A 24,333-nucleotide genomic window follows, 5' to 3' on the forward strand; every position below is an offset into this window, starting at 1 on the left:
TTGGATGTGCTCCGGAGAGCTGGGGCGCAGGTACCACATGGTCCGCGCCCCGTCACCGGCATGTCTTTCTCCCGTAATGCGCTATTGACAGCGGGCCGCCAACTAGCCAAGTGAAACACCGCTTTTCAGACATTCCCAGGATTCCTCTGCCGTGGCCAAGTCCGAACTCGGAACCAAACGTATTTGCCCGACCACGGGCAAGAAGTTCTATGACCTCAACAAGAATCCGGTGATCTCGCCCTATACCGGCGAAGTGGTCCCGATCGCGCCCGTGGCGCCTGCGCGCACGACTCGCGGCGCCGAAGCTCGCCACGCAGCGGCCGCGGACACCACGCCGGAGCCGGCGGAGGCCGAGGAATTGGTCTCCCTCGAGGAGGCCGATGCCGAGGAGAACACCGGCAAGGTCAAGGCCGTCGTGCCCGAATCGGAGGACGATATCGAGGTCGACGAGACCCTCGACGACGACGATGACGATGATTCGACATTCATCGCCGACGAAGAAGAGGGCGATGAGGACGTTACCGACATCATTGGTGATGTCGGGGGCGATGAAGAGACTTGAGATCAGCCCTGATCTGTGAAAAAGGGTGCACCGCGCGAGTCGCCTAGGGCTCGCCGGCCGGGACGGATCCCCCAGGATCCTCCCCACTGGAAGACTTAAGGGGCCATAGCTCAGCTGGGAGAGCGCTTGCATGGCATGCAAGAGGTCGGCGGTTCGATCCCGCCTGGCTCCACCAGCCTTCGCGAAGCGAGGGCTGCCGCGCCGAAGCCCGCAGGGCGAAGGCGGGCTTTGAATTAAATCTCAACTACTCCCCGATCACCGCATTGAGCCGGTCGCGCAGCGCGACGATCTCGTCTTTCATCGCCACCAGCTCCGACACCGAGCAGTCCGACGCCGCCAGGATCGACTGCGGCACGGCGCGCGCCTTGTCTTTCAGCGCGTGGCCCTGCGGCGTCAGCGCGATCAGCACCTGGCGCTCGTCCTCGCTCGAGCGGGTGCGCTTGACGAGGTGGGCGGCCTCGAGGCGCTTCAGCAGCGGCGTCAGCGTGCCCGAATCCAGAAACAGCCTCTCCCCGATGTCCTTGACCGGCACGTCGTCGCGCTCCCACAGCACCAGCATCACCAGATATTGCGGATAGGTCAGGCCGAGGCGGTCGAGCAGCGGCTTGTAGACGCGATTGAAGGCGTGCGCGGCCGAATAGACCGCGAAGCAGATCTGGTTGTCGAGCCGCAGCGGCGCGTCCGCTGCCGATGGTTTCCGAGCCATGGAGAATCTCACGAGGTTTGTCCGCATTGTGGGGCCGCGCCGCCGTACATTCAATTGCGAACAATTAAATGTGAGACGTCGCAATTTCAATTGCGCACAATCTAATTGTCTGCGATAGAGATCGCACCCCACCGAAACCCAGGGAGACGAAAATGTCCGTGAACGTCCTTTACAAGACCAGCGCAAAAGCCACCGGCGGCCGCGACGGCCATGCTGCGACCCTCGACGGCGCGCTCGACGTCAAGCTCACCACGCCGAAGGAGCTCGGCGGCGGCGGCGGCGCCGGCAACAATCCCGAGCAGCTGTTTGCGGCCGGCTACGCCGCCTGCTTCATCGGCGCGATGAAGTTCGTGGCCTCGCAGGGCGGCCCGAAGGTTCCCGCCGACGCCGCCGTCACCTCGACCGTCGGCATCGGCCCGCGCTCCGAAGGCGGCTTCGGCCTCGACATCGACCTCGCCGTCTCGCTGCCGGGCCTCGCCCGTGCCGAAGCCGAGGCGCTGGTCGCGAAGGCGCACCAGGTGTGCCCCTATTCCAATGCCACGCGCGGCAATGTCGACGTTCGCCTGACGGTCGTCTGATCAAACGGCGGATTGGCTGGCCCGGGATCCCCCTCGGGCCGGCCGCTTCCGTTTGAATTTGCCACCTCGCGGGATGGCCGCGCCGCGGCGCATACGGCTCCACGCCCGGCGCCATTGCTGGCGCAAAAAAACCTCGCTAGGCCTGTGATCCAACGATCGACACAGGGGAAGCGAAGGCATGACTGAAGCCGTTATGGGTGCAATGAGCGGACTGCGCGTCATCGATCTCACGCGCGTGCTCGGCGGCCCCTACTGCACCCAGATCCTCGCCGACCATGGCGCCGACGTGATCAAGGTCGAGCCGCCCGCCGGCGACGAGGTGCGCGACTGGGGCCCTCCCTTCCACGACGAGGACGCGGCCTATTTCATCGGCATCAACCGCAACAAGCGCTCGATCGGCCTCGACCTCGCCTCCGAGGGCGGCCGCGTCGTGCTGCTCAAGATGCTGGAGACGGCCGACGTCCTGATCGAGAATTTCAAGCCGGGCACGCTGGAGAAATGGGGCATCGGCAACGAGGTGCTGCGCGAGAAATTCCCGCGCCTCGTGCATTGCCGGATCTGCGGCTTCGGCGCCGACGGCCCGCGCGGCGGCAATCCCGGCTATGACGCCATCATCCAGGCCATGACCGGCATGATCGCGGCGACCGGCTCGCCCGAGAGCGGGCCGATGCGGATCGGCGTGCCGCTGGTCGACATCACCACCGGCCTCTATGCGGCGATCGGCATCCTGATGGCGCTGTCGGAGCGGCAGCGCTCGGGCAAGGGCCAGTTCCTGGAGACCACGCTGTACGAGACCGGCCTTGCCATCATGCATCCGCACACCGCGAACTATTTCATGCATGGCAAGCCGCCGGGCCTCACCGGCAACGAGCATCCGAATCTCGTGCCTTACGCGATCTTCCCGACCAAGACCGACAACATCTTCATCGGCGTCGGCAATGACGGCACCTTCCGCAAGCTCGCCAACGAGATCGGCAAGCCCGAACTCGGCACCGATCCGCGCTTTGCCCGCAACAAGGACCGCATCGCCAATCGCGAGGCGCTGCGCGCCGAGCTTGCCGCGGTGTTCAGCCAGCACGAGGCCGAGCCGCTCTGCAATCGCCTGCTCGCGGCGGGCCTGCCCGCAGGCCCGGTGCAGAAGATCGACCAGGCGTTGACGAACCCGCACACGATCTACCGCGGCGATATTATCGAGAAGGACTGGTACAAGGGCGTCGCCTCGCCGATCCGGCTCGATCGCAGCAAGCCGAGCCTGCGCCGGCTGCCGCCGAAATTCAGCCAGCACTCGGCGGAGGTGCTGGGCGAGTTCGGATATTCCAAGGCCGAGATCGACGCGATGGTCGAGAAGGGCACGGTCTGCGGCCCCGAGCGCAAGCGCTAGGGCAACGATGCTGCGCTCCCTCTCCCCCCTGCGGGAGAGGGTTGGGGAGAGGGTGTCTCCGCAATGGGACAATCCCCCAGAGGAGAGAGCCCTCACCCCCGCGCCTTCGGCGCGACCTCTCCCGCAAGCGGGAGAGGTTTTGGAGCCCGCGGCCTGATCGTCGACCTCACACGAGCAATGCCGCACTGCGGCGCGACCCACGCGTGTGCAGCGCGAACGGACGAGGCTGTCCGCGTCGCATTCGCCTATTTGACGGCTTCCCTTTTCCAGCGCTTGCCGCTTTCGTTTCGGCCGCTTACACAGTCATGTGAACGTCATATGGCGCTGCTAGCGCAAGCGCTTCTTTATTGACGGCCAAGGGAGGTTTTCTTGATGGCACTTCGACACTTTGGGGCGGCTGCCGCATTTGCAATCACGGTCGGCATGTCGGCCTCGCCGGCCCTGGCCGTGACCGAAATCCAGTGGTGGCACGCGATGACCGGCGCCAACAACGACGTCATCGTCAAGCTTGCCACCGACTTCAACGCGTCGCAGAGCGACTACAAGGTCATCCCGACCTACAAGGGCAACTATCCCGACACGATGAACGCGGGCATCGCCGCGTTCCGTGCCGGCAACGCGCCGCACATCATGCAGGTGTTCGAAGTCGGCACCGCGACCATGATGGCCGCGACCGGCGCCGTGAAGCCCGTCTACAAGCTGATGGCCGACGCCGGCGAGAAGTTCGATCCCAAGATCTATCTGCCCGCCATCACCGGCTACTACTCCACGTCGAAGGGCGAGATGCTGTCGTTCCCCTTCAACTCGTCCTCGACCGTGATGTGGGTCAACCTCGACGAGTTCAAGAAGGTCAACGCCGAGATCCCGAAGACCTGGCCCGAAGTGTTCGAGGTCGCCAAGAAGCTGCACGACAACGGTCATCCGACCTGCGGCTTCTCCGGCTCATGGATCACCTGGGTCAACCTCGAGCAGCTCTCCGCCTGGCACAACGTGCCGCTCTCGACCAAGGCGAACGGCCTCGACGGCTTCGACACCAAGCTCGAGTTCAACGGCCCGCTCCAGGTCAAGCATCTCGAGAAGCTGGTCGAACTTCAGAAGGACAAGACCTACGACTACGCCGGCCGCACCAACACCGGCGAAGGCCGCTTCACCTCGGGTGAGTGCGCGATCTACCTGACCTCGTCGGCCTTCTTCGGCAACGTCAAGGCACAGGCCAAGTTCAACTTCAACGCCGTGCCGATGCCCTATTATCCCGACGTCAAGGGCGCGCCGCAGAACTCGATCATCGGCGGCGCTTCGCTCTGGGTCATGGGCGGCAAGTCGGCCGAGGAATACAAGGGCGTCGCGAAATTCCTGACGTTCCTCTCCGACACCGATCGCCAGGTCTACATCCACAAGGCCTCCGGCTATCTGCCGATCACCAAGGCGGCCTATGAGAAGGCCAAGGCCGAGGGCTTCTACAAGGACCAGCCCTATCTCGAGACCCCGCTGCTCGAGCTGACCAACAAGGAGCCGACCGAGAACTCGCGCGGTCTGCGCCTCGGCAACATGGTGCAGCTGCGTGACGTCTGGTCGGAAGAGATCGAGCAGGCGCTGGCCGGCAAGAAGACCGCCAAGCAGGCGCTCGACGCCGCTGTCGAACGCGGCAACACGATGCTGCGGCAGTTCGAAAAGACCGCTGTGAAGTGAGGCATTGAAGCGGCAGGCCGCGACCCGGCCTGCCGCTTCTGCTGACATCATGCAAAAGCAAGCCATTTTCCAGTCAAAGCTATTGCCTTACGCGCTGGTTGCGCCGCAGCTCGCGATCGTCCTGATTTTCTTCTACTGGCCGGCCTTGCAGGCGGTGATCCAGTCCTTCCTGCTCCAGGATGCCTTCGGTCTGTCGAGCACCTTTGTCTGGTTCGACAATTACATCGAGCTGTTCAGGGATCCCGCCTATTTCGAGGCGATCGTCCGGACGTTCTTCTTCTCGTTCGCGATCGCCGTGTCGTCGCTGTCCTTTGCGCTGCTGCTCGCCGTCATGGCCGACAAACCGCTGCGCGGCTCGATGCTCTACCGCACGCTCCTGATCTGGCCCTATGCGGTCGCGCCGCCCGTGGTCGGCGTGCTCTGGATCTTCATGCTGCATCCCTCGCTTGGCGTGCTCTCGCGCTATCTGCGCGGCCTGGGCGTCGACTGGAATCCGCTGCTCGACGGCAACCAGGCCGCAGCGCTGATCATCCTCGCCGCCGCGTGGAAGCAGATCTCCTATAATTTCCTGTTCTTCCTCGCCGGCCTGCAAGCCATCCCGAAAAGCGTGCTCGAGGCCGCTGCGATCGACGGCGCGCGGCCGATGCGGCGGTTCTGGACCGTGACCTTCCCGCTGCTGTCGCCCACGATCTTCTTCCTGCTGGTCGTCAACATCGTCTACGCCTTCTTCGACACCTTCGGCATCATCGACACCATGACCCGCGGCGGGCCCGGAACATCGACGGTCACGCTGGTCTACAAGGTCTATTCCGACGGCCTGCTCGGCGGCAATCTCGGCAGCTCGGCGGCGCAATCGGTGATCCTGATGGTCATGGTCATCGTGCTGACGGGAATCCAGTTCCGCTTCGTCGAACGCAAGGTGACCTACTGATGGTCGAGGACGAGGGCATCAGGCGCTACGTCGCCCATTTCATTCTCTGGATCGGGATCGCGATCGTCGCATTCCCGGTCTACATCGCGATCGTCGCCTCGACCCAGGACAACGCACTGATCGCGAACGGGCAGATGTCGCTGCTGCCGGGCGGGCACTTCTTCGAGGTCTACTACCAGACCATCTTCGTCGGCACGAGCGGCTCGACCCGCGAGCCCGTCGGCAACATGATGCTCAATTCGCTGGTGATGGCGCTGGCGATCGCGATCGGCAAGATCGCGATCTCGATCATCTCGGCCTATGCGATCGTGTATTTCCGCTTTCCGTTCCGGATGCCGATCTTCTGGATCATCTTCATCACCCTGATGCTGCCGGTCGAGGTCCGCATCTATCCGACCTACAAGATCGTTGCCGATTTGCACATGCTCGACAGCTATGCGGGCCTGTCGCTGCCGCTAATCGCGTCCGCCACCGCGACGCTGCTGTTCCGCCAGTTCTTCATGACCGTGCCGGACGAATTGCTGGAGGCCTCGCGCATCGACGGCGCCGGTCCCTTGCGCTTCTTCTGGGACACGCTGCTGCCGCTGTCGCGCACCAACATGGCGGCGCTGTTCGTGATCCTGTTCATCCTCGGCTGGAATCAATATCTCTGGCCGCTGCTCATCACCACCCGCGACGACATGCAGACCATCCAGGTCGGCATCCGCAAGATGATCACCACCACCGACGCGCTGACCGAATGGCCGATCGTGATGGCGACCGCCGTGCTGGCCATGCTGCCGCCGGTGTTCGTCGTCGTCGCCATGCAGAGACTGTTCGTGCGCGGCCTGGTCGAGACGGAAAAGTAGGTTCTTGGAAGTGAGTTTTCATGGCTAACGTCACCCTGCGCAATGTCCGCAAGACCTACACCGGCGGCTTCGAGGCCATCAAAGGCGTCAACGTCGATGTCGCCGACGGGCAGTTCTGCGTGCTGGTCGGCCCCTCCGGCTGCGGCAAGTCCACGCTGCTGCGCATGGTTGCGGGGCTCGAGACCGTCACCGGCGGCGAGATCGACATCGGCGGCCGCGTCGTCAACCAGATCGAGCCCGCCGATCGCGACATCGCGATGGTGTTCCAGAACTACGCGCTCTATCCGCATATGAGCGTCTACAACAACATGGCTTACGGCCTGCGCAACCGCGGCATGGCGGAAGCCGAGATCAAGACCCGCGTCGAGGAAGCCGCGCGCGTGCTCGAGCTCACATCGATGCTGGAGCGCAAGCCGCGCCAGCTCTCCGGCGGCCAGCGCCAGCGCGTCGCGATGGGTCGCGCCATCGTGCGCCAGCCGAAGGTGTTTTTGTTCGACGAGCCGCTGTCGAACCTCGATGCCAAGCTGCGCATCGCGATGCGCGTCGAGATCCGCAAATTGCAGCGCCGGCTCAACACGACCTCGATCTACGTCACCCACGACCAGCTCGAGGCGATGACGCTCGCCGACGTTCTCGTCGTGATGAACGGCGGACAGGTCGAGCAGGTCGGCAATCCCTTGGCGATCTACGAGAAGCCGGCCACGACCTTCGTCGCCTCGTTCATCGGGGCACCGCCGATGAATCTGATGTCGACGCGCTCCGACGAGATCAAATCGCAGCTCGGTGGCAGTGCGGCTGAGGCCGGCGTCCTCGGCATCCGTCCGGAAGATTTCGTCATCACCGACCAGACCCCGGCCGGCGGCGTCGCCCTCCCGCTCACGGTGGAAGCGATCGAGCGCGTCGGCGCCGAGACCTTCGTCTACGGTTCCCGCGAGCAGGAAGACCAGCGCGTCGCCGCCACGCCCGGCGAGCTGCCGCCCGGCGAGGTCATCGTCCGCATCCCCGGAACCGAAGCCCCCACCATCGGCGCGAGAATCCGCGTCGCCGCGATACGGCCGAAGCTGCACCTTTTCAGCGGCGACGGGCGGACGCGGCTGGAGGCCTGAGCGGTTCCGCGGGGCCGCTCGATCAAAAACCGCGAAAACAACCCCATGCACAGTAGAAGGGGCCTGTTTTCATTGGGATAAATCGTCGGTCAGATTCGTCATGACCCGGGGCTGCTCCCGGCTACGATGATCCTGGAGCATCTATGCGATGTTGGGCCAGGCGCCGCTGGAAGCAATGAATCCATAGCCCAGCGCTACGTCCTTGAACCACCACGGGGATATGCCCATATTGCTGACCAAGGGGCGCCGCTTCCGGGCCCTGAAATGCCAAAGTCGCTTCGAGAGGACTTTGTAAACTATGTCTCGTGTTCCCACGCTTTCCAGTCCGTTCCTTCTGGGCTTCGACGAGATCGAGCGCGTGCTCGATCGGGTCGTCAAAGGCGCCGACGGTTACCCTCCCTACAATATCGAGAGGTGCGACCGGTCGGACGGCCAGCCCGAGCGTTTGCGCATCACGCTGGCGGTCGCCGGATTCACGCGCGACCAACTCGATGTAACCATTGAGGAAAACCAGCTCGTGATCCGCGGGCGGCAGCAGGACGACAAGACCCGGCAATACATCCATCGCGGCATCGCCGCGCGCCACTTCCAGCGCACCTTCGTGCTGGCGGAGGGGATGCTGGTGCTGGGTGCGGATCTGAAGAACGGGTTGTTGTCGATCGACCTGGCCCGGCCTGAACCGGAGAGGATCGTTAAGACAATCGCTATCAATGAGCACGAATAATGGAACGAGTAGCGGACTCGACCGCTTAGTTTCTGTGAAGGAGTCGAGACCATGAGTGAAGGTCACGTTGCGTTCGAATACGAAGCCAAGAACGTCTCTCCGGAGACGCTGGCAACCCTCGGCGAAGGCCATATCGCCTATGTGAAGCAGATCCGCTCCGAGGACGTGCCTGGGCTATTCCCCGAGGCTCCGAAGATTGCGCCCGGCCTGAAGCTCTTCGCGCTCCACGCCGCCGATGGCACGCCGATCATGCTGACCGACAGCCGCGAAGCCGCGGTCGCCAACGCCTGGAGCAACGAGCTGCAAGCCGTCAGCGTGCACTGAGCGCACGCGCGTCGCACGAATAGGATTTCAGCGGGCATGCCTTCGCACGAAGGCGTGCCCGTTTCTATTTGGGCGACAGATCGCCTGCACTCTCGCAATGACGGAGTGTGAGGCTACTGCCCTACCCACGCGTCATTTCAGAAAGCCAAGCCCTTCGCGCGCGGTGTCGGTGGCCCATTTATCGGTCGGCGGCAGCGCGAGCACGCTGTTGAAATCCGCGCGCGCATGTTTGGCGTCGGACATCATCATGTAGAGCAGGCCGCGATTAGCCAGCACATCCTGGTTTTTGGGATCGAGTCGAAGCGCCTCGTTGTAGTCGGCGAGCGCGCGATCGTGCTGTCCCATGTCGCGAAACGCAGCGGCGCGATTGTTGTAGGCCGTGGAATTTCCCGGCTGAAGCCTGATCGCTTCGTCGAAATCGGCGATGGCATGTTTGTCGTCGCCCTTCTTGTGCCAGGCGACGGCGCGCGCCAGATAGGCCTTCACGAAAGCCGGAGCGATCCGTGTGACTTCGTCAAACTCCCGGATGGCCCCATCGGGGTCGTCCTTTTTCACGAGGACGACGGCCCGGCAATAATGGCCGCCGGCACTCCCGGGCTCCAGACGGACCGCGCTGTTGCAGTCGTCGAGAGCCTCGTCGATCTCGCCTTTGTCGAAATGGACGGCGCTTCGCAGCTCGTAGGGCCACGCGGCCGCCGGATTCCGCTGCATGGCCTCGGTGTAATCGGCGACGGCGTGATCGGTGTCGCCCTTCGCCGCATACGCCTCCCCTCTCATGACAGTCGCAAAATAGGCTTGTTTGGGATTGCGTTCGATCGCCTCGGTGAACCCGGCGATCGCGAGATCGAAGTCGCGCCTGTTGAAATATTCCTGCGCCCGCGATGTGTAAGACGGTCCGTAGCCGGGATCGAGGCGAATGGCCTCGTTGTAATCGGCCATGGCGCGATCGCGATCGCCTTTGGCAGAATAGGCGCGACCGCGGCAGTTATAGGCCCGCCCGAAATTCGGATCGATCCGTATCGCAGCGCTGCAGTCCTCGAAGGCGCGGTCCTTGTCCCGCTTCATGTACCAGGCTTCGCCACGCAGCTCGTAAGCGACCGCATTGGTCGGGTCGGCTACAATGATCTCGGTCTTTTCCGCGATGACGCGGTCGTTGGATGCCTCGTCGGCATGGGCCATGGCCGTGGCGGCGATGGTGACCGAGCAAAGCAGACCGAAGACCCGGCCGATCGAACCGCAAACCATATCTCAAAACTCCTGCGCCGAAGCCGTGCCGGTCGCCGGTGGATATGGTGACGAAATATCACAGCGCCCGGCTGCGAAATAAGTCGCAGACGGCGCGGCTTCGGTTCGAACGGGTGAGGGTTACGCCGCAGGCGCCGCCACAGGTTCGGGCAAGCAAACCTGTGCCGGTTTTGCTTTGCATCTCGCGGCTGGTAGATCGTCGCCATGAACATGATCGCACCCGTCCCGGTCACCAAATTCGAGATTTCGTCCGGCACACCGCTTTGTGACGCCCTGCTTGCGCTCAACAACAGCCACGCAGAGGAGTTGTCATGGCTCGAGCGCGAGCGGCTGCAAGACCTCGTCGCGCAAGCCTTCTACGCCCGCAGGATCGGCAATCTCGATGCTTTCATGATCGCATTGGATCAGGACGGACAATACGACAGCCCGAACTTCCTGTGGTTTCGATCCCGCTACGCGCGCTTTGTCTATGTCGACCGGATCGTGGTCGCAGCTTCCGCTCGAGGCATGGGATGCGCGCGCCGGCTTTATGCCGACCTGTTCGATCGCGCGGCCGAGGCCGGGTACGATCGCATTGTCTGCGAAGTTAACCAGCAGCCTCCGAATCCGGCGTCGGATGCCTTTCGCGCTGCATTGGGATTTGCCGAGGTCGGCCGCGCAAGCATCCACAAGGGCAGCAAAACGGTACGCTATCTGTCGCGCACCCTCTAAACGCACTCAAGAAAGCAGATCGGGCGGCCTTAGGCCGCGGTCGCCGGCGGCAGCGCGAGCACCGAGTAGATCGCCTGCGCGTCGCGCGAGGCGCGCAGCTTCTTGGCGATGTCCTGGTCGCGCAACAGGCGGGCGATGCGGGCGAGCGCCTTGAGATGATCGGCGCCGGCCCCTTCGGGGGCGAGCAGCAGGAAGACGAGATCGACCGGCTGGCCGTCCATCGATTCGAAATCGATCGGGCGATCGAGGCGCGCGAACAGGCCGAAGATCTTTTCCAGCTTGGGCAGCTTGCCGTGGGGAATCGCGACGCCATAGCCGACCGCGGTGGTGCCGAGCTTTTCCCGCTGCAGCAGCACCTCGAACACGGCGCGCTCGTTCTGTCCGGTCAGCTCGGCAGCCTTGGCAGCGAGCTCCTGCAAGGCCTGCTTCTTGCTGTTGACCTTCAATGCCGGGAGAATCGCCTCGGGTGCGACCAGATCGGTAATCGGCATGGAGGGTTTCCGAGGTGAATTAAACCGTCAGGTTCCGAATTGGCCAGCTTGGAGAGAAACCACGCCGGGCCGGCGTCAAGAAGGTGAAGCAGGAGGGGGACTTAGCCCCGGTCCTGATGTGGGGCGCTTCTACTCCAACGCAATCCCGGTGCCAACTCCTGCGTGCGGCTTTGCCCCGGTCATTGTTAAGGCCTGCGGATCGTACGGGGCCCGAATCCGGCCCTAACCGCCCGCTTTGCCATCTGCCTTGCCTCCGGGCGGGTCGACCCAGCCCACATTGCCGTCGGCCCGGCGGTAAATGATGTTCACCCGGCCGCTGGAGCCATGCTGGAACACCAGGCAGGGTGCCCCGCTGAGGTCGAGTTCCATGACGGCTTCGCTGACCGACAGCTGCTTCAGCGAGGTGGTTGCCTCGGCGATGATCACCGGGCTGTAGCCGGTGACCTCGTCCTCGTCCTCACCCTCGCCCGGCGCTTCCAGCACGTAGCTGGTGGCGTCCATGGCCGCGAGAGCGGCGGAGGCGACATGGGCCTTGCGGGCCGAGCGGTCCTTGAGCCGGCTCTTGTAGCGCTTGAGCCGCTTCTCGATCATCACGAGCGCCTGGTCGGCGCTGGCATAGGCATCCGGCGCGTTCGAATCGGCCTCCAGCGTAATTCCCGAATCGAGATGCAGCGCGCAATCGGTCCGGAAGCCGAAGCCATCCTTGCTCAGCGTGATGTGGCCGGAATAATTGCCGTCGAAATATTTGCGCAGGACCTCTTCGGTCCGGTCGGAAACGCGGCCGCGCAGGGCCTCGCCGACACTGACGCTCTTTCCCGAAATGCGGAGAGTCATGTGAACCTCACCTGGTTAGGTTCTTGTCTGCGCGTGATCCATGCGGACAACCGCTGCACACCTGGCGCTGGCGCGGCCCTCCGGGTCCGGATCATGCGCGCGCATGGATCGGTCTCGATGGGAGATTGAGAGTAGCGCGATTTGGCGCCAGCGCAATCAGGCCGGCTCGGGGTTGCGGGAGCGATCGGACATTGCGGTAGAGAGGACGTTACCAAGAGCGCTCTGCTTGTCGCGGCGACGTTGCACCGAGGAAGGAATGCGCATGGCTTCGCGGTACTTCGCGACCGTGCGGCGGGCAATATCAATGCCCGAAGCGCGTAACCGTTCCACGATGGTATCATCCGACAGGATCGCGGCCGGCGCTTCCGAATCGATCAGCTGCTTGATGTGGTGGCGCACGGCTTCGGCCGAATGCGCCTCGCCGCCGTCGGCCGAGGCGATCGAGGCGGTGAAGAAATATTTCAGCTCGAACGTGCCGCGGTTGGTCGCCATGTATTTGTTGGCAGTGACGCGCGACACCGTGGATTCATGCATCTGGATGGCGTCGGCGACGGCCTTCAGGTTCAGCGGCCGCAAATGCGCGACGCCATGGGTGAAGAAGCCGTCCTGCTGGCGCACGATCTCGGTTGCAACTTTCAGGATGGTGCGGGCGCGCTGGTCGAGCGCGCGAACGAGCCAGGTCGCGTTCTGGAGCGCGTCGGTGAAATAGGACTTGTCGCCGTCCTTGCCGATCTTCTTCGACAGCTCGGAATAGTAGGTCTGGTTGACCAGCACGCGCGGCAAGGTGTCGCTGTTGAGCTCGACATGCCAGCCGCCATCCGGACCCGGACGGACATAGACATCGGGCACCATGGTCTGGAGCCGCGCCGCGCCGAATTTCATGCCGGGCTTGGGGTTGAGACGGCGGATCTCGCCGATCATGTCGGCGATGTCCTCGTCGTCGACGCCGCAAACCTTGCGCAAGCCCGCGATGTCGCGCTTGGCGAGGAGATCGAGATGCTCGACCAGCGCCTGCATCGCCGGGTCGTAGCGGTCGAGCTCGCGGAGCTGGATCGCCAGGCATTCGCTCAAATTGCGCGCGCAGACGCCGGGCGGATCGAATTTTTGCAGCACGGCCAGGACGTCCTCGACCTCCTGCTGCGAGGCGCCAAGTCGCTCGGCGGCCTGGCCGAGATCCGGCGGCAGATAGCCGGCCTCGTCGACGAGATCGATCAGGTACTGGCCGATCATGCGCTGTGCGGGTGCGGTGAATGCGACCGAGAGCTGCTCGGCGAGATGATCGCCGAGCGTGACCTCGGCGGCGACGAACGCCTCGAGATTGTAGTCCTCGTCGCCGGAGGCGCCGCCGCCCCATTCCGTGTAGGTGGTCGGCGCGGCGTCCTGGGCGTTGCGCGCCGCGGCCTCGGCCGGCTCCTCGGAGAAGACGTTGTCCAGGCCCGTGTCCAGGGTCTGCTCGATCTCGGCGCGGGTGCCGAGATCCTTGCTCATCCATTCTTCCTGGCCCGGCTCGAACGCCTCGCCCGGACCCCCGCCCGGCTCGTCGTTGTGGCCGCCGTCGGAATCGCTGAACTGGCCGGCCTCGGCCGGGGCTTCGCCGCCGGAGGCCTCGTCATTGGCCCGCTCCAGCAGCGGATTACGCTCGAGTTCCTCTTCCACGAAGGTCGTGAGATCGAGATTGGACAATTGCAGCAGCTTGATCGCCTGCATCAGCTGCGGCGTCATGACCAGCGACTGCGATTGCCGGAACTCTAATCTCTGCGTGAGCGCCATGAAGCAAGAACCGATCCCAAAAAGTTGGTCCGATTTTTGCTTATCCTAGTCTGAGCCTGATGTACACGTCTTGACGTAGCGCAAAAACAGGCTAGAGGCGGAATTCCTCGCCAAGGTAAAGGCGGCGAACGTCCGGATCGGCGACGATCTCATCCGGGCTGCCCTCGGTCAAGATTTCCCCGGCATAGACGATATAGGCACGATCGGTGAGGCCGAGCGTCTCGCGCACATTGTGGTCGGTGATGAGTACGCCGATGCCGCGATTGGTGAGATGGCGGACGAGATCCTGGATGTCGCCGACCGCGATCGGATCGATGCCGGCGAAGGGCTCGTCGAGCAGCATGTAGTTCGGACGCGTCGCCAGCGCGCGCGCGATCTCGACGCGGCGCCGCTCGCCGCCGGACAACGCGATCGACGGTGATTTGCGCAGGCGCGTGATGTTGAATTCGTCGAGCAGCGAGTCGAGCTGCTGCTCGCGCTTCTTGCGCGAAGGCTCGACCACTTCGAGCACGGCGCGGATATTCTGCTCGACGGTGAGGCCGCGGAAGATCGAGGCTTCCTGCGGCAGATAGCCGATGCCGAGCCGCGCGCGCTGATACATCGGCAGCTTGGTGACGTCGTGGCCGTCGAGCTCGATCGCGCCGCGATCGGCCTTGATCAGGCCGGTGATCATGTAGAACACGGTGGTCTTGCCGGCGCCGTTCGGACCGAGCAGGCCGACCGCCTCGCCGCGGCGCACATAGATGCTGACGCCGCGCACCACCTGGCGGCTGCCGAAGGCTTTTTCCACGCTATGCACAGCCAGGAAGCCCGGCCGCTTCAGAAGCTGCGGCCCGCCGGCGCCGTTCGGCCTGGCGGCGGCCCTGACCGGGTGGACCGCCTGCGCCCGCGGCGGCTCGGTTTGATAATCGGCCTGAAAGTGGTCGGGCGCGTGCATCGGCTGGTCCCGGGCGATCGGCGGCGCGTCGCGCACGGGGCTCGCCACCAGCCCGCCGACGCTGTCACCGAGCGCGGTGATGTCCTGACGCGCAAATCCTGGCCGGCCGCGCTTGGCGGGGCGCCGACGGAACATGCTGAAAAGATCGACCATCCCCGCCTTCTAGCCTCGCGCAGTTTTTGCGCGGTCTTCGCGCGATCTGCCGCGGCGGCGTTACGATTCGCCGACGCAGCATGGGTGAAGGGATGTCTCATGCCCAGTGAAACACGCCCGATAAGCGGAGGACCCCGCTTCGAAAGCCCTGCGCGCTAGATACAGTCTCGCCGGGCAAGCTTCAACCTCGGATCGGGAGCGCCCGACACAAGCTGTTGAATTTACTTCGGTTTAGTTGCGCCGGGCAATTGCAGGGCTGGACCTGAGCCAGGGCCCGCCTGCGTTCCGCACTTGCTGTTCTGGTCGAACAGGCCCCGTACCTTGCCGCTGTCCGACTCCACCCGTGAGACGCCTGTGGTCATGTCGACCACCAATCGGTCACCCTGTAGCACGTTCTTGCACTGCGTCAGGACCACCTGACCCGTGCCGCCGAGCATGGTGATGAGGTTGGTCTTGGTGTCGAACACGGCGGTGTCGCCGGTGACCACCTGGTCCTTCTGGGTGACCACGACATTGCCGCGCGCCTCCAGCCGCTTGATCGAGGAACTGCCGCCCGGGCCCGGCGTCGCCGACTGCATCGGGGCCGCCTTGGCTCCCTTCGCCGCGGGCTGCGGCGTCGCCGGCTTGTCGCCGCCGGATTCGTAGAACACCACCAGCGTCTTCGAGGTCATGGTGGTGTCGCCCTGGATGACCTTCACGTTGCCGGCGAAGGTCGCCTCCTTCTTCTTGTCGCGCATCTCGAGCGAAGCGGCCTCGATCTGGATCGGCTGATCGCGGTTCTGCGAGAAGCCCTGCATCGCATTCGGCACGCCTTGCATCGTGCTCTGTGCGATCGCCGCGCCCATTGCCATCAGCGCGACAGTGGCGGCAAGCGCGGCCGCACCGATGGCGGCGCACCGTTTGCTGTCGTTGCGCGGGAAAAACCTGATCATGAAAATCACTTTGAATTGGCGGACTTGTTCTGCGGCGTACGTGTCTTCACCGGCGGCGTCGGCTCGGCCGGCGCGGGCTGAGCAGCGGCGGGGTCATCCAGCTTGTCCAGATGCATCACCACATTGCCCTCGAAGCGGATGAGATCGCCGCCTTCCGTGATGCGCAGCCGATCCGCGGTCAGCGTGCCGTTGGTCAGCTTGACGTCGACACGTTCGTCCGACGAGACCGTGCCCTTGCCCATGTCGACGAAGGCCGAGTTCAGCCGCGCCTCATAGCCGGTCGAGGTGCGCAGAAAGATGTCCTTGTGCAGGTCGAGCTGCTGCTGCTTGTTGTCGAAGCGGCCGGTGCGGGCATCAAGGAACAGGGTCGATTGATCTTCCATCAGGACCTTTGCGCGAAGGTCCGAGAGATCGACATGGTCGGGGTCGGTGATGTCCTGCGTCGCGGTCTTGGCCCAGAGCTCGTACGGCCGCCGGTCCGGCGTGTAGCCGGCGAGGTGCGGCGATTCCATCGTGATCTTGGTGCCCGATACCACCAGGTTTCCGGAATCGAGCGGCAGCTTCGGCAACAGCATGCGAAATGGATTGAAGATCGAGACGCCGACGATGGCGGCCAGGGACAACAGCACCGCGCCCGGGACCGCGACGCGCAGAATCCGCACCAGGCGGCTGTGGCGCGCCGCGCTGGCAAACTTCGCCGCAAGCGCGGCGTCGTAGGTGGGATTCTGGGCCGAATTCACCTGGGCTCCTGAGGTGTCGCTCGCCTGGTCCGGTCAAGTGCGCGCCATTGTACCCGGCGCCGCCTGAATATGCAGCCTCGGACAGGCCGATACGAAAGTGTCCGAAACGGGGCGATTGGCCCAACCTAGCCGCCCGTCGAGGTGTCAGGAATGCGCGAAAATGTCCTCTTCCGCCCAGCCCTGGAGGTCGAGCAAGGCGCGGGTCGGCAGGAAGTCGAAGCAGGCCTTCGCCAGCCCCGTACGGCCCTCACGGACCAGCATGGCGTCGAGCCGCTCGCGCAGGGCGTGCAGGTGCAGCACGTCGGAGGCGGCATAGGCGAGCTGCGGCTCGGTCAGGCTGTCGGAGCCCCAGTCGCTGGATTGCTGCTGCTTGGAGAGGTCGACATTGAGGACCTCGCGCACGAGGTCCTTGAGGCCGTGGCGGTCGGTATAGGTGCGGGTCAGGCGGGAGGCGATCTTGGTGCAATAGATCGGTCCGGTCATGACGCCGAAGCTCTGGTACAGCACCGCGACGTCGAACCGCGCGAAGTGGAAGATCTTGGTGATGGCGGGATTGGCCAAGAGCGCCTTCAGGTTCGGCGCGTCGGTGTGGCCCTTGGGGATCTGCACGACGTCGGCACTGCCGTCGCCGGGCGAGAGCTGCACCACGCAGAGCCGGTCGCGGTGCGGGTTCAGCCCCATGGTCTCGGTGTCGATCGCCACCGCTCCGGTGTAGCGGGACAGGTCGGGCAGGTCGCCGCGGTGCAGGCGTACGGTCATGGCGTTTCAAAACCTCGGGTCGAATCGGTCTGTCGGCACAATAGGCTAATTCGGATTGCCCGCGATGTAGCCATTGCGGGCCGTCCGCGCAACCGCGGTCATGCCCTCACGCGCCCCGGCAGATCGCCGCCAAGCATCTCGCGGCAGGTGCGTGGCATGCGATCAAGGCTGCGAGCGGAGATGGACGGCTTCCGGCCCCCGGGCTGTTGCATGGATCCCACAACCCGGCGCGAGCTTCATGGTCCGGCACAACTTGCGTCATGCGCCCCGTGAAAATCGTCCCCACCCACCCCATCTGTTGCCGATCCCCCGCGCCCTTGCCCCGCTCACCACGAATGAGATGTCATGACCGAACAGACGCTCGCAGCGCCTATCGACGATCAACAGGACCGCCAGCGCGGCTTTTCGCGCTACCAGGCGCTCCTCATCGCGCTGCTCGCGTTCACACAGTTCACGATCATCCTCGATTTCATCATCATGTCGCCGCTCGGCGCCATCCTGATGCCCGCGCTCGACATCACGGCCACCCAATTCGGCGTCGCGGTGTCGGCCTACGCATTCAGCGCGGGACTGTCGGGTATCTTGGCCGCCGGCTTTGCCGACCGCTTCGACCGCAAGCGCCTGTTGCTGTTCTTCTATGTCGGCTTCACGCTCGGCACCCTGCTCTGCGCAATGGCGCAGACCTACCATGTGCTGCTGCTCGGCAGGATCGTGACCGGATTGTTCGGCGGCGTGATCGGCTCGGTCGTGCTGGCCATCATCACCGACCTGTTCCCGCTGCATTTGCGCGGCCGCGTGATGGGATTCGTCCAGACCGCGTTCGCCGCGAGCCAGGTGCTCGGCATTCCCGCCGGGCTGTTTCTCGCCAATCACTGGAACTGGCATGTCTGCTTCGCCGCGATCGTCGGCCTGTCGATCGCGGCGATCGCCATCATTGCCTTCGCCATGGAGCCGGTCGACGCGCATCTGCGGCTGAAGCAGGACAGGAACCCGTTCCACCATCTGATCGCGACCGTCGCACAGAAGCGCTACACGCTGGCCTTCGCGGTCACGACATTGCTGGCGACGGGCGGGTACATGCTGATGCCGTTCTCCAGCGCCTACACCGTGAACAATCTCGGCATCGACATGCTGCATTTGCCGACGATCTATCTGGTCTCCGGCCTGTTCAGCATCGTCACGGGCCCGCTGGTCGGCCGGGCGAGCGACGCGTTCGGCAAATATCCCACATTTGTCTTCGGCAGCGTGGTGTCTGTCATCATGGTGCTGATCTACACCCATCTCGGCCACGTCTCGCTCGCGACCGCGATCCTCGTCAACGTCCTGATGTTCGTCGGCATCTTCTCGCGCATGATCCCGTCGCAGGCGCTGATGTCGGCGATCCCCGACCCCAGCCAGCGCGGCTCGTTCAGCGCGATCAGCGCCTCACTCCAGCAGCTCTCCGGCGGGCTCGGCTCGATGCTCGCCGGCGCGATCATCGCGCAAGCGCCGGACGGCTCGCTGATCCATTTCGACCGGATCGGCTACGTCGTCGTCGCATCGGCGATCGTGTCGCTGGTCGCGATGTATTTTGTGCAGAAGGCGGTGGCGGAGCGGGCGGGGAAAAGGGTGGTCTGAGGGCGGGCGGATTTGTCCCGCTAGGGATCTTCGCGACGGCAACGCAGACCGGGAGCGGCCCCATTTTGGGTCCAGATCCCGCAAAATGGTGCCCAGGAAAGGACTCGAACCTTCACGGCCGTTAAGCCACTGGCACCTGAAGCCAGCGCGTCTACCAATTCCACCACCTGGGCATGCCGTTTGGGGCACGGAGGCGGTTACTACGGTTCGGTGACGCCGTTGTCAATTCATGCTTGAGCCATGTTTCGGCTTGCGGATTGCGCATCGCAAACCGGCTCGATACAAGCCTCGTCAGGCGCACTCTCCCTCAGGAAAAGATCCCCATGGCATCGAATCTGGAAACTCTCGTCACGGTTTTCGGCGGATCGGGGTTTTTGGGCCGAAATGTCGTCCGGGCGCTGTGCAAGCGCGATTACCGGGTCCGGGTCGCGGTGCGGCGGCCGGAACTGGCTGGATACCTCCAGCCCTCCGGCAAGGTCGGCCAGGTCCATGTGGTGCAGGCCAACCTGCGCTACCCCGCCTCGGTCGAGGCGGCGCTGCGTGATTCGGATGTCGTGATCAACCTGGTCGGCATCCTCACCGAGAGTGGCAAACAGAGCTTCGACGCGGTCCAGGCCAAGGGCGCCGAGACGGTCGCCAAGGCGGCGGCCGCCGTAGGGGCCCGCCTGGTGCATGTCTCGGCGATCGGCGCCGACGCGGAATCGCCCTCGCGCTATGCCAAGGCCAAGGCGGCCGGCGAGGCGGCGGTATTGGCCGCGGTGCCCTCGGCCACGATCTTCCGCCCGTCCGTGATGTTCGGCCCCGAGGACCAGTTCACCAACCGCTTTGCGGCGCTGGCCCGGATGTCGCCGGTGCTGCCGCTGATCGGCGGCGAGACGAAGATGCAGCCGGTCTATGTCGGCGATGTCGCCACCGCGATCGCCGATGCGGTCGACGGCAAGGCCAAGGCGGGCGCGACCTACGAGCTCGGCGGGCCGGAAGTGCTGACCATGCGCGAGATCATCGAGGCCATCCTCGAGATCACCGCTCGCAAGCCGACGCTGGTGCCGCTGCCGTTTGGGCTTGCCCGCTTCCAGGCCAACTTCCTGCAATTCGCGCCGGGCGCGTTCAAGCTGACGCCCGACCAGGTCACGCTGCTCCAGCGCGACAATGTCGTGTCGGATGCGGCGAAGGCGGCTGGGCTGACGCTGGAAGGCCTAGGCATCACGGCGGATTCGCTGGAAGCGATCGCTCCGCAATATCTCTGGCGCTTCCGCGCCGCCGGGCAGTTCCAGCGCATGAGCATTTGAGCCCCGCTTAGGCCGCGGGCTCGGTTAACCTCTCCCGCTCGCGGGAGAGGTCGGCGCGTTCCGGGCGATGCGAAGCATCGTCCCGCGCGCCGGGTGAAGGCTTTCTCGTCATCGCGAGTCTCTCTGCGGAGAGACCCTCTCCCCAGCCCTCTCCCGCAAGCGGGAGAGGGAGCGCACCGTCCTTGCGGCAAGGACCGGCGCGTCAGCAAGCTTTCGAGAGTTATCGCCCCAACGCCAGCGCGATCAGGCCGAGCGTGCCGACGATGACGCGCCACCAGGCGAACACCACGAAGCCGTGGCGGGTGACGTATGTCAAAAACGTCTTCACCACGATGACCGCGGTGATGAACGACACCACGAAGCCGATCGCGACGATGCCCATGTGGTCCATCGTCATCTCGGAGCGGTTCTTGTAGAAGTCGTAGGCGAACGCGCCGATCATGGTGGGGATCGCGAGGAAGAACGAGAACTCCGCCGCCGCGCGCTTGTCCGCGCCCAGCAGCATGGCGGCGACGATGCTGGCGCCGGAGCGCGATACGCCCGGGATCATCGCCACGCACTGCGCGATGCCGATATAGAGATACATCAGCAGCGGAAACCGGGTGGCGTCATGCTCGCGCGGCTTGAGGTCGAGTTTGTCGACCCAGAGCAGGATGGCGCCGCCGACGATCAGCGTGAAGCACACGACCCACGGATTGAACAGCACGCTCTTGATGTACTTGCCGGCGACGAGGCCGACCACGACAGCCGGCAGGAACGCCACCAGCACGCCGATCACGAAACGGCGCGAATAGGTGTCGCCCGTGAAGAAGCCGATCACGACATCCCACAGCTTCTTGAAGTACAGCCCGACGATCGCGAGGATCGCACCGAGCTGGATCAGAACCGTAAACGAATCCCAGAAGGCGCCTTCGCCGAGATGAAAGAAGCGCTCCGCAAGCAGGAGGTGGCCGGTCGAGGAAACGGGAAGGAACTCGGTCACACCCTCGATGATGCCGAGGATCACTGCCCGTATTGCATCTGACATATTTACGGTCCATTTCCGCTGGAAAAGCGGGGTTCTTCTCGCCTATTCGCCTTCATGCTGCAATCGCAAAATACGACATCACGCTCTTGCTTCGCGGTTTTGAAGGACTAGTGTGGCGCCGCACAAACATTGATGGATTCTTAAGCACCATCAAATAGTCAAAGGCTTCATGTTTACGCTGTTTCATCATCCGTTCTGTCCGCATTCGCGCTTCATCCGCTTGATCGCGGGCGAATACGGGCTCGACCTCAAGCTGGTCGAAGAGCGCAGCTGGGAACGGCGCGAGGCATTCCTGCTGCTCAATGCCGCCGGCACCACGCCGGTCCTGGTGGACGAGGAACAGCCGCCGATACCGGGCGCGGCGATCATCGCCGAATATGTCGACGAGGCCTACGGCGCGGGGATGGGACCCAAGCGCCTGATGCCGGAGACGCTTCCCGAACGCGTCGAAGTGCGCCGGCTGATGGCCTGGTTCAACGAGAAGTTCTTCGAGGAGGTCTCCCACCCGCTCGTCACCGAGCGCATCTACAAGCGCTTCATGAGCGAGGAGAACGGCGGCGGCGCGCCCTCGGCCGACGTGATGCGCGCCGCCAAGGCGAATGTGCGCTATCATCTGGCCTATATCGGCTGGCTGGCGCAGACGCGTAACTTCCTCGCCGGCGACCGGCTCACCTACGCGGATCTCGCCGCCGCGGCGCATCTTTCGGCGATCGACTATCTGGGCGACGTGCCATGGAGCGAGGACGACGCGGCAAAGGCGTGGTACGCGCGGGTGAAATCCCGCCCGTCGTTCCGCCCGCTGCTGAGCGAATGGCTCGCCGGCGTGCCGGCGTCGCGGACCTATGTGGACCTGGATTTCTGAGCTCTGCCGATCTGTCTGAACTGAAGGCGAAGTTGACGACCGAGGCAAAGGCGCTCGGCTTCGACTGCATCGGCGTGACCGAGCCCGGCACGATCGAGACGGCCGGAAAACACTTCCTCGAATTCATCGCCTCGGGCGGCCATGGCGACATGGACTGGCTCGCAGCACAGCCGGAGCGCCGCGTCGATCCGCGCGGGCTGTGGCAGGACGTGCGCAGCGTCATCATGCTCGGCGTCAATTACGGCCCCGACGCCGATCCCCTCGCGATCCTCGAGCAGCGCACGCGCGCGGCGATCTCGGTCTATGCGCAGGGAGACGACTATCACGATCTGGTCAAGAAGCGCCTGAAGGCGCTGGCGCGCTGGCTGGTCGCGGCCGCACCGTCGGAAGTGAAGGTGTTCGTCGACACCGCCGCGGTGATGGAAAAGCCGCTGGCGCAGGCCGCGCATCTGGGCTGGCAGGGCAAGCACACCAATCTCGTCTCGCGCGAGTTCGGCTCCTGGCTGTTCCTCGGCGCGATCTACACCACGCTCGACTTGCCGCGCGACGCTGCCGAGATCGATCATTGCGGCTCGTGCCAAGCCTGTCTCGACATCTGCCCAACCGCGGCGTTCCCCGCGCCGTACAAGCTCGATGCGCGCCGCTGCATCTCGTATCTCACCATCGAGAACAAGGGCGCGATCCCGCGCGAATTTCGCAAAGCCATCGGCAACCGCATCTATGGCTGCGACGATTGCCTCGCCGCCTGCCCCTGGAACAAGTTTGCGCAAGCGGGACGCGAGGCCAAGCTCGCCGCGCGCGACGAATTGCGTGCGCCTGGCCTCGCCGAATTGGCGCGGCTCGATGATGCGGCGTTTCGTGCGCTGTTCACGAAGTCGCCGGTCAAGCGCATCGGCCGCGATCGCTTCTTGCGCAACGTGCTGATCGCGATCGGCAACTCGGGAGAAGCGGCGCTGGCCGAGGAGGCGCGGCGATTGCTGGGGGATGAGAGCGCATTGGTGCGCGGTGCTGCGGTGTGGGCGCTGGCGCAGTTGGTGGCGCGGGATGCGTTTGAGGCGATGAGATCCGTCGCGATGGGCAACGAGCACGACGAAGGCGTGCGTGAGGAGTGGGACCTCGCCACCTAATTCTCGGTGTCATGCCCCGCGAAGGCGGGGCATCCAGTACGCCGAGGCCTATCGATTGAACCACAACCGTCTCGGAGTACTGGATCGCCCGCCTTCGCGGGCGATGACAGCGGAGAACGAGGAGAACGGGCGCCCTTGATTTCCCCGCGCGTTCCTTCAAGGTCGCGCGTCATGACAGACATGCCTTTCTTCACCCGCGACGGCGATACATTCCATCCGACGGAAGTCGCCAATGGCCCGTGGGATCCGAAATCGCTGCACGGACGCGTCATCGTCGGCCTGCTCGGCTTCGCCATCGAGGAACGCCATTCCGGCCCTGAATTCGTGCCGGCGCGGCTGACCGTCGACATGTTTCGGCTGCCGACGATCGACAAGCCGATCGAAGTGACGACGCGGCTCGTGCGTGACGGCCTGCGCATCCGCGTGGTCGAGGCGGAATTTGTCTCCGGCGGCGTCGGCATGGCGCGCGCCTCCTGCCAGCTGCTGCGCAAGACGCAGAACCCTGATGGCAATGTCTGGTCGCCGCCGAACTGGGACGTGCCGAAACCGGCCGACATTCCAAAGCCGACCGATCCCAGGCTTGGCATGCACGGCAAATGGACGACGCGGCCGATCGTCGGCCATATGGGCTCGCTCGGTCCGCGCCGGCTCTGGATGAGCGAGGTGCGCGAGCTCGTTGCCGGCGTGCCGATGACGCCGTTCGTGCATGTCGCTGTTGGCGCCGATTTCGCCAGCCCCTTTGCCAACGCCGGCGACCAGGGGCTCGGCTACATCAACAGCGACGTGACGATCTATCTGCACCGCCTGCCGGTGACGAACTGGATCGGCTTCGACGTGGTGAACCACCAGGCCACCGACGGCGTCGCGATCGGCGAATGCTGGCTCTACGACGAACAGGGCCCGATCGGCACGGCCACCGTCGCCGCGCTGGCACAGCGCAAGCCGATGGCGAATCCGTCGAAGCGGTAGAGATACGAGGTCTCTCGACTT

General features: G+C 64.3%; 25 protein-coding genes and 2 tRNA genes. 16 read left to right on the forward strand and 11 right to left on the reverse strand.

Annotation, left to right across the window (positions count from 1 at the left end):
• Window positions 1-151 precede the first annotated feature (151 nt).
• Together AB5K84_RS00465 and AB5K84_RS00470 are read left to right on the forward strand one after the other, a co-directional pair.
• A complete protein-coding gene (locus AB5K84_RS00465) occupies window positions 152-562 on the forward strand; it encodes a TIGR02300 family protein (protein ID WP_011083562.1) in 411 nt (136 codons plus the stop codon).
• Window positions 563-661: 99 nt separating this feature from the next.
• Window positions 662-737 (forward strand) — tRNA-Ala (locus AB5K84_RS00470).
• A gap of 69 nt (window positions 738-806) precedes the next feature.
• Here AB5K84_RS00470 and AB5K84_RS00475 read toward each other — a convergent pair.
• Window positions 807-1,268: a MarR family winged helix-turn-helix transcriptional regulator gene (locus tag AB5K84_RS00475; RefSeq protein ID WP_038965150.1), complete on the reverse strand. Its 462-nt coding sequence runs from the start codon at window positions 1,266-1,268 to the stop codon at window positions 807-809.
• A 152-nt stretch (window positions 1,269-1,420) separates the two neighbouring features.
• Between AB5K84_RS00475 and AB5K84_RS00480 the strand changes: the two genes are divergently transcribed.
• The 8 genes from AB5K84_RS00480 to AB5K84_RS00515 all read left to right on the forward strand — a co-directional run bounded on the left by AB5K84_RS00480 (window position 1,421) and on the right by AB5K84_RS00515 (window position 8,849).
• Window positions 1,421-1,846, forward strand: coding sequence for an organic hydroperoxide resistance protein (locus AB5K84_RS00480; protein WP_011083560.1), 426 nt, complete (start codon window positions 1,421-1,423; stop codon window positions 1,844-1,846).
• Window positions 1,847-2,024: 178 nt separating this feature from the next.
• Window positions 2,025-3,227 (forward strand): CaiB/BaiF CoA transferase family protein, encoded by a 1,203-nt coding sequence (locus tag AB5K84_RS00485; protein ID WP_011083559.1) that lies wholly within the window; start codon window positions 2,025-2,027, stop codon window positions 3,225-3,227.
• 372 nt (window positions 3,228-3,599) lie between these two features.
• Window positions 3,600-4,916: a sn-glycerol-3-phosphate ABC transporter substrate-binding protein UgpB gene (gene ugpB / locus AB5K84_RS00490; RefSeq protein ID WP_011083558.1), complete on the forward strand. Its 1,317-nt coding sequence runs from the start codon at window positions 3,600-3,602 to the stop codon at window positions 4,914-4,916.
• Window positions 4,917-4,965: 49 nt separating this feature from the next.
• A complete protein-coding gene (gene ugpA, locus AB5K84_RS00495) occupies window positions 4,966-5,847 on the forward strand; it encodes a sn-glycerol-3-phosphate ABC transporter permease UgpA (RefSeq protein ID WP_038965158.1) in 882 nt (293 codons plus the stop codon).
• Window positions 5,847-6,695, forward strand: a complete 849-nt coding sequence (gene ugpE / locus AB5K84_RS00500) for a sn-glycerol-3-phosphate ABC transporter permease UgpE (RefSeq protein WP_011083556.1) — start codon at window positions 5,847-5,849, stop codon at window positions 6,693-6,695. The genes ugpA and ugpE overlap by 1 nt, the downstream gene beginning before the upstream one ends.
• A gap of 20 nt (window positions 6,696-6,715) precedes the next feature.
• Window positions 6,716-7,801 (forward strand): sn-glycerol-3-phosphate import ATP-binding protein UgpC, encoded by a 1,086-nt coding sequence (locus AB5K84_RS00505; RefSeq protein ID WP_011083555.1) that lies wholly within the window; start codon window positions 6,716-6,718, stop codon window positions 7,799-7,801.
• A gap of 298 nt (window positions 7,802-8,099) precedes the next feature.
• Window positions 8,100-8,525 carry an Hsp20 family protein gene (locus AB5K84_RS00510; protein ID WP_011083554.1) on the forward strand — a complete coding sequence of 142 codons (426 nt, stop codon included), beginning with the start codon at window positions 8,100-8,102 and terminating at the stop codon, window positions 8,523-8,525.
• Between the two features lie 51 nt (window positions 8,526-8,576).
• Window positions 8,577-8,849 (forward strand): DUF1150 family protein, encoded by a 273-nt coding sequence (locus AB5K84_RS00515; protein WP_011083553.1) that lies wholly within the window; start codon window positions 8,577-8,579, stop codon window positions 8,847-8,849.
• A 132-nt stretch (window positions 8,850-8,981) separates the two neighbouring features.
• Here AB5K84_RS00515 and AB5K84_RS00520 read toward each other — a convergent pair whose 3' ends face one another.
• Complete coding sequence (locus AB5K84_RS00520; RefSeq protein WP_011083552.1) at window positions 8,982-10,094, reverse strand: tetratricopeptide repeat protein; 1,113 nt, start codon at window positions 10,092-10,094, stop codon at window positions 8,982-8,984.
• Between the two features lie 210 nt (window positions 10,095-10,304).
• Here AB5K84_RS00520 and AB5K84_RS00525 point away from each other — a divergent pair, with 210 nt between their 5' ends.
• On the forward strand, window positions 10,305-10,805 hold the full coding sequence (locus tag AB5K84_RS00525) for a GNAT family N-acetyltransferase (protein ID WP_236842290.1): 501 nt from the start codon (window positions 10,305-10,307) through the stop codon (window positions 10,803-10,805).
• Between the two features lie 29 nt (window positions 10,806-10,834).
• On the opposite strand, the gene ptsN is transcribed toward AB5K84_RS00525, so the two are convergent.
• The 7 genes from ptsN to AB5K84_RS00560 all read right to left on the reverse strand — a co-directional run bounded on the left by ptsN (window position 10,835) and on the right by AB5K84_RS00560 (window position 17,421).
• Window positions 10,835-11,296, reverse strand: coding sequence for a PTS IIA-like nitrogen regulatory protein PtsN (ptsN, locus tag AB5K84_RS00530; RefSeq protein WP_011083550.1), 462 nt, complete (start codon window positions 11,294-11,296; stop codon window positions 10,835-10,837).
• Window positions 11,297-11,518: 222 nt separating this feature from the next.
• Complete coding sequence (hpf, locus tag AB5K84_RS00535) at window positions 11,519-12,130, reverse strand: ribosome hibernation-promoting factor, HPF/YfiA family (RefSeq protein WP_011083549.1); 612 nt, start codon at window positions 12,128-12,130, stop codon at window positions 11,519-11,521.
• Window positions 12,131-12,286: 156 nt separating this feature from the next.
• Entirely contained in the window at window positions 12,287-13,900 is a 1,614-nt protein-coding gene (gene rpoN / locus AB5K84_RS00540) for an RNA polymerase factor sigma-54 (protein ID WP_011083548.1), read from the reverse strand.
• 91 nt (window positions 13,901-13,991) lie between these two features.
• Complete coding sequence (gene lptB, locus AB5K84_RS00545; protein ID WP_011083547.1) at window positions 13,992-14,990, reverse strand: LPS export ABC transporter ATP-binding protein; 999 nt, start codon at window positions 14,988-14,990, stop codon at window positions 13,992-13,994.
• Window positions 14,991-15,211: 221 nt separating this feature from the next.
• Complete coding sequence (locus tag AB5K84_RS00550) at window positions 15,212-15,922, reverse strand: LptA/OstA family protein (RefSeq protein WP_038965157.1); 711 nt, start codon at window positions 15,920-15,922, stop codon at window positions 15,212-15,214.
• A 5-nt stretch (window positions 15,923-15,927) separates the two neighbouring features.
• On the reverse strand, window positions 15,928-16,662 hold the full coding sequence (gene lptC / locus AB5K84_RS00555) for an LPS export ABC transporter periplasmic protein LptC (protein ID WP_011083545.1): 735 nt from the start codon (window positions 16,660-16,662) through the stop codon (window positions 15,928-15,930).
• Window positions 16,663-16,806: 144 nt separating this feature from the next.
• Window positions 16,807-17,421 (reverse strand): ribonuclease D, encoded by a 615-nt coding sequence (locus AB5K84_RS00560; RefSeq protein ID WP_011083544.1) that lies wholly within the window; start codon window positions 17,419-17,421, stop codon window positions 16,807-16,809.
• A gap of 345 nt (window positions 17,422-17,766) precedes the next feature.
• Between AB5K84_RS00560 and AB5K84_RS00565 the strand changes: the two genes are divergently transcribed.
• Window positions 17,767-19,038: an MFS transporter gene (locus AB5K84_RS00565; RefSeq protein ID WP_011083543.1), complete on the forward strand. Its 1,272-nt coding sequence runs from the start codon at window positions 17,767-17,769 to the stop codon at window positions 19,036-19,038.
• Window positions 19,039-19,124: 86 nt separating this feature from the next.
• Here AB5K84_RS00565 and AB5K84_RS00570 read toward each other — a convergent pair.
• A tRNA-Leu gene (locus AB5K84_RS00570) sits at window positions 19,125-19,211 on the reverse strand.
• A 150-nt stretch (window positions 19,212-19,361) separates the two neighbouring features.
• On the opposite strand from AB5K84_RS00570, the gene AB5K84_RS00575 reads away from it, so the two are divergent.
• Window positions 19,362-20,327, forward strand: coding sequence for a complex I NDUFA9 subunit family protein (locus tag AB5K84_RS00575; RefSeq protein WP_011083542.1), 966 nt, complete (start codon window positions 19,362-19,364; stop codon window positions 20,325-20,327).
• A gap of 220 nt (window positions 20,328-20,547) precedes the next feature.
• Here AB5K84_RS00575 and AB5K84_RS00580 read toward each other — a convergent pair whose 3' ends face one another.
• On the reverse strand, window positions 20,548-21,354 hold the full coding sequence (locus AB5K84_RS00580; RefSeq protein ID WP_011083541.1) for an undecaprenyl-diphosphate phosphatase: 807 nt from the start codon (window positions 21,352-21,354) through the stop codon (window positions 20,548-20,550).
• A 169-nt stretch (window positions 21,355-21,523) separates the two neighbouring features.
• Here AB5K84_RS00580 and AB5K84_RS00585 point away from each other — a divergent pair, with 169 nt between their 5' ends.
• From AB5K84_RS00585 to AB5K84_RS00595, 3 genes are all read left to right on the forward strand, one after another.
• Complete coding sequence (locus tag AB5K84_RS00585; RefSeq protein ID WP_011083540.1) at window positions 21,524-22,216, forward strand: glutathione S-transferase family protein; 693 nt, start codon at window positions 21,524-21,526, stop codon at window positions 22,214-22,216.
• On the forward strand, window positions 22,165-23,343 hold the full coding sequence (gene queG, locus AB5K84_RS00590; RefSeq protein ID WP_011083539.1) for a tRNA epoxyqueuosine(34) reductase QueG: 1,179 nt from the start codon (window positions 22,165-22,167) through the stop codon (window positions 23,341-23,343). Before AB5K84_RS00585 ends, queG begins: the two co-directional genes overlap by 52 nt.
• Before the next feature lie 171 nt (window positions 23,344-23,514).
• Complete coding sequence (locus AB5K84_RS00595; RefSeq protein ID WP_063921367.1) at window positions 23,515-24,312, forward strand: acyl-CoA thioesterase domain-containing protein; 798 nt, start codon at window positions 23,515-23,517, stop codon at window positions 24,310-24,312.
• Window positions 24,313-24,333: the final 21 nt, after the last annotated feature.

Origin of the sequence: Bradyrhizobium sp. 1200_D9_N1_1 (assembly GCF_052075915.1) — a bacterium.
Lineage (GTDB): Bacteria > Pseudomonadota > Alphaproteobacteria > Rhizobiales > Xanthobacteraceae > Bradyrhizobium > Bradyrhizobium diazoefficiens.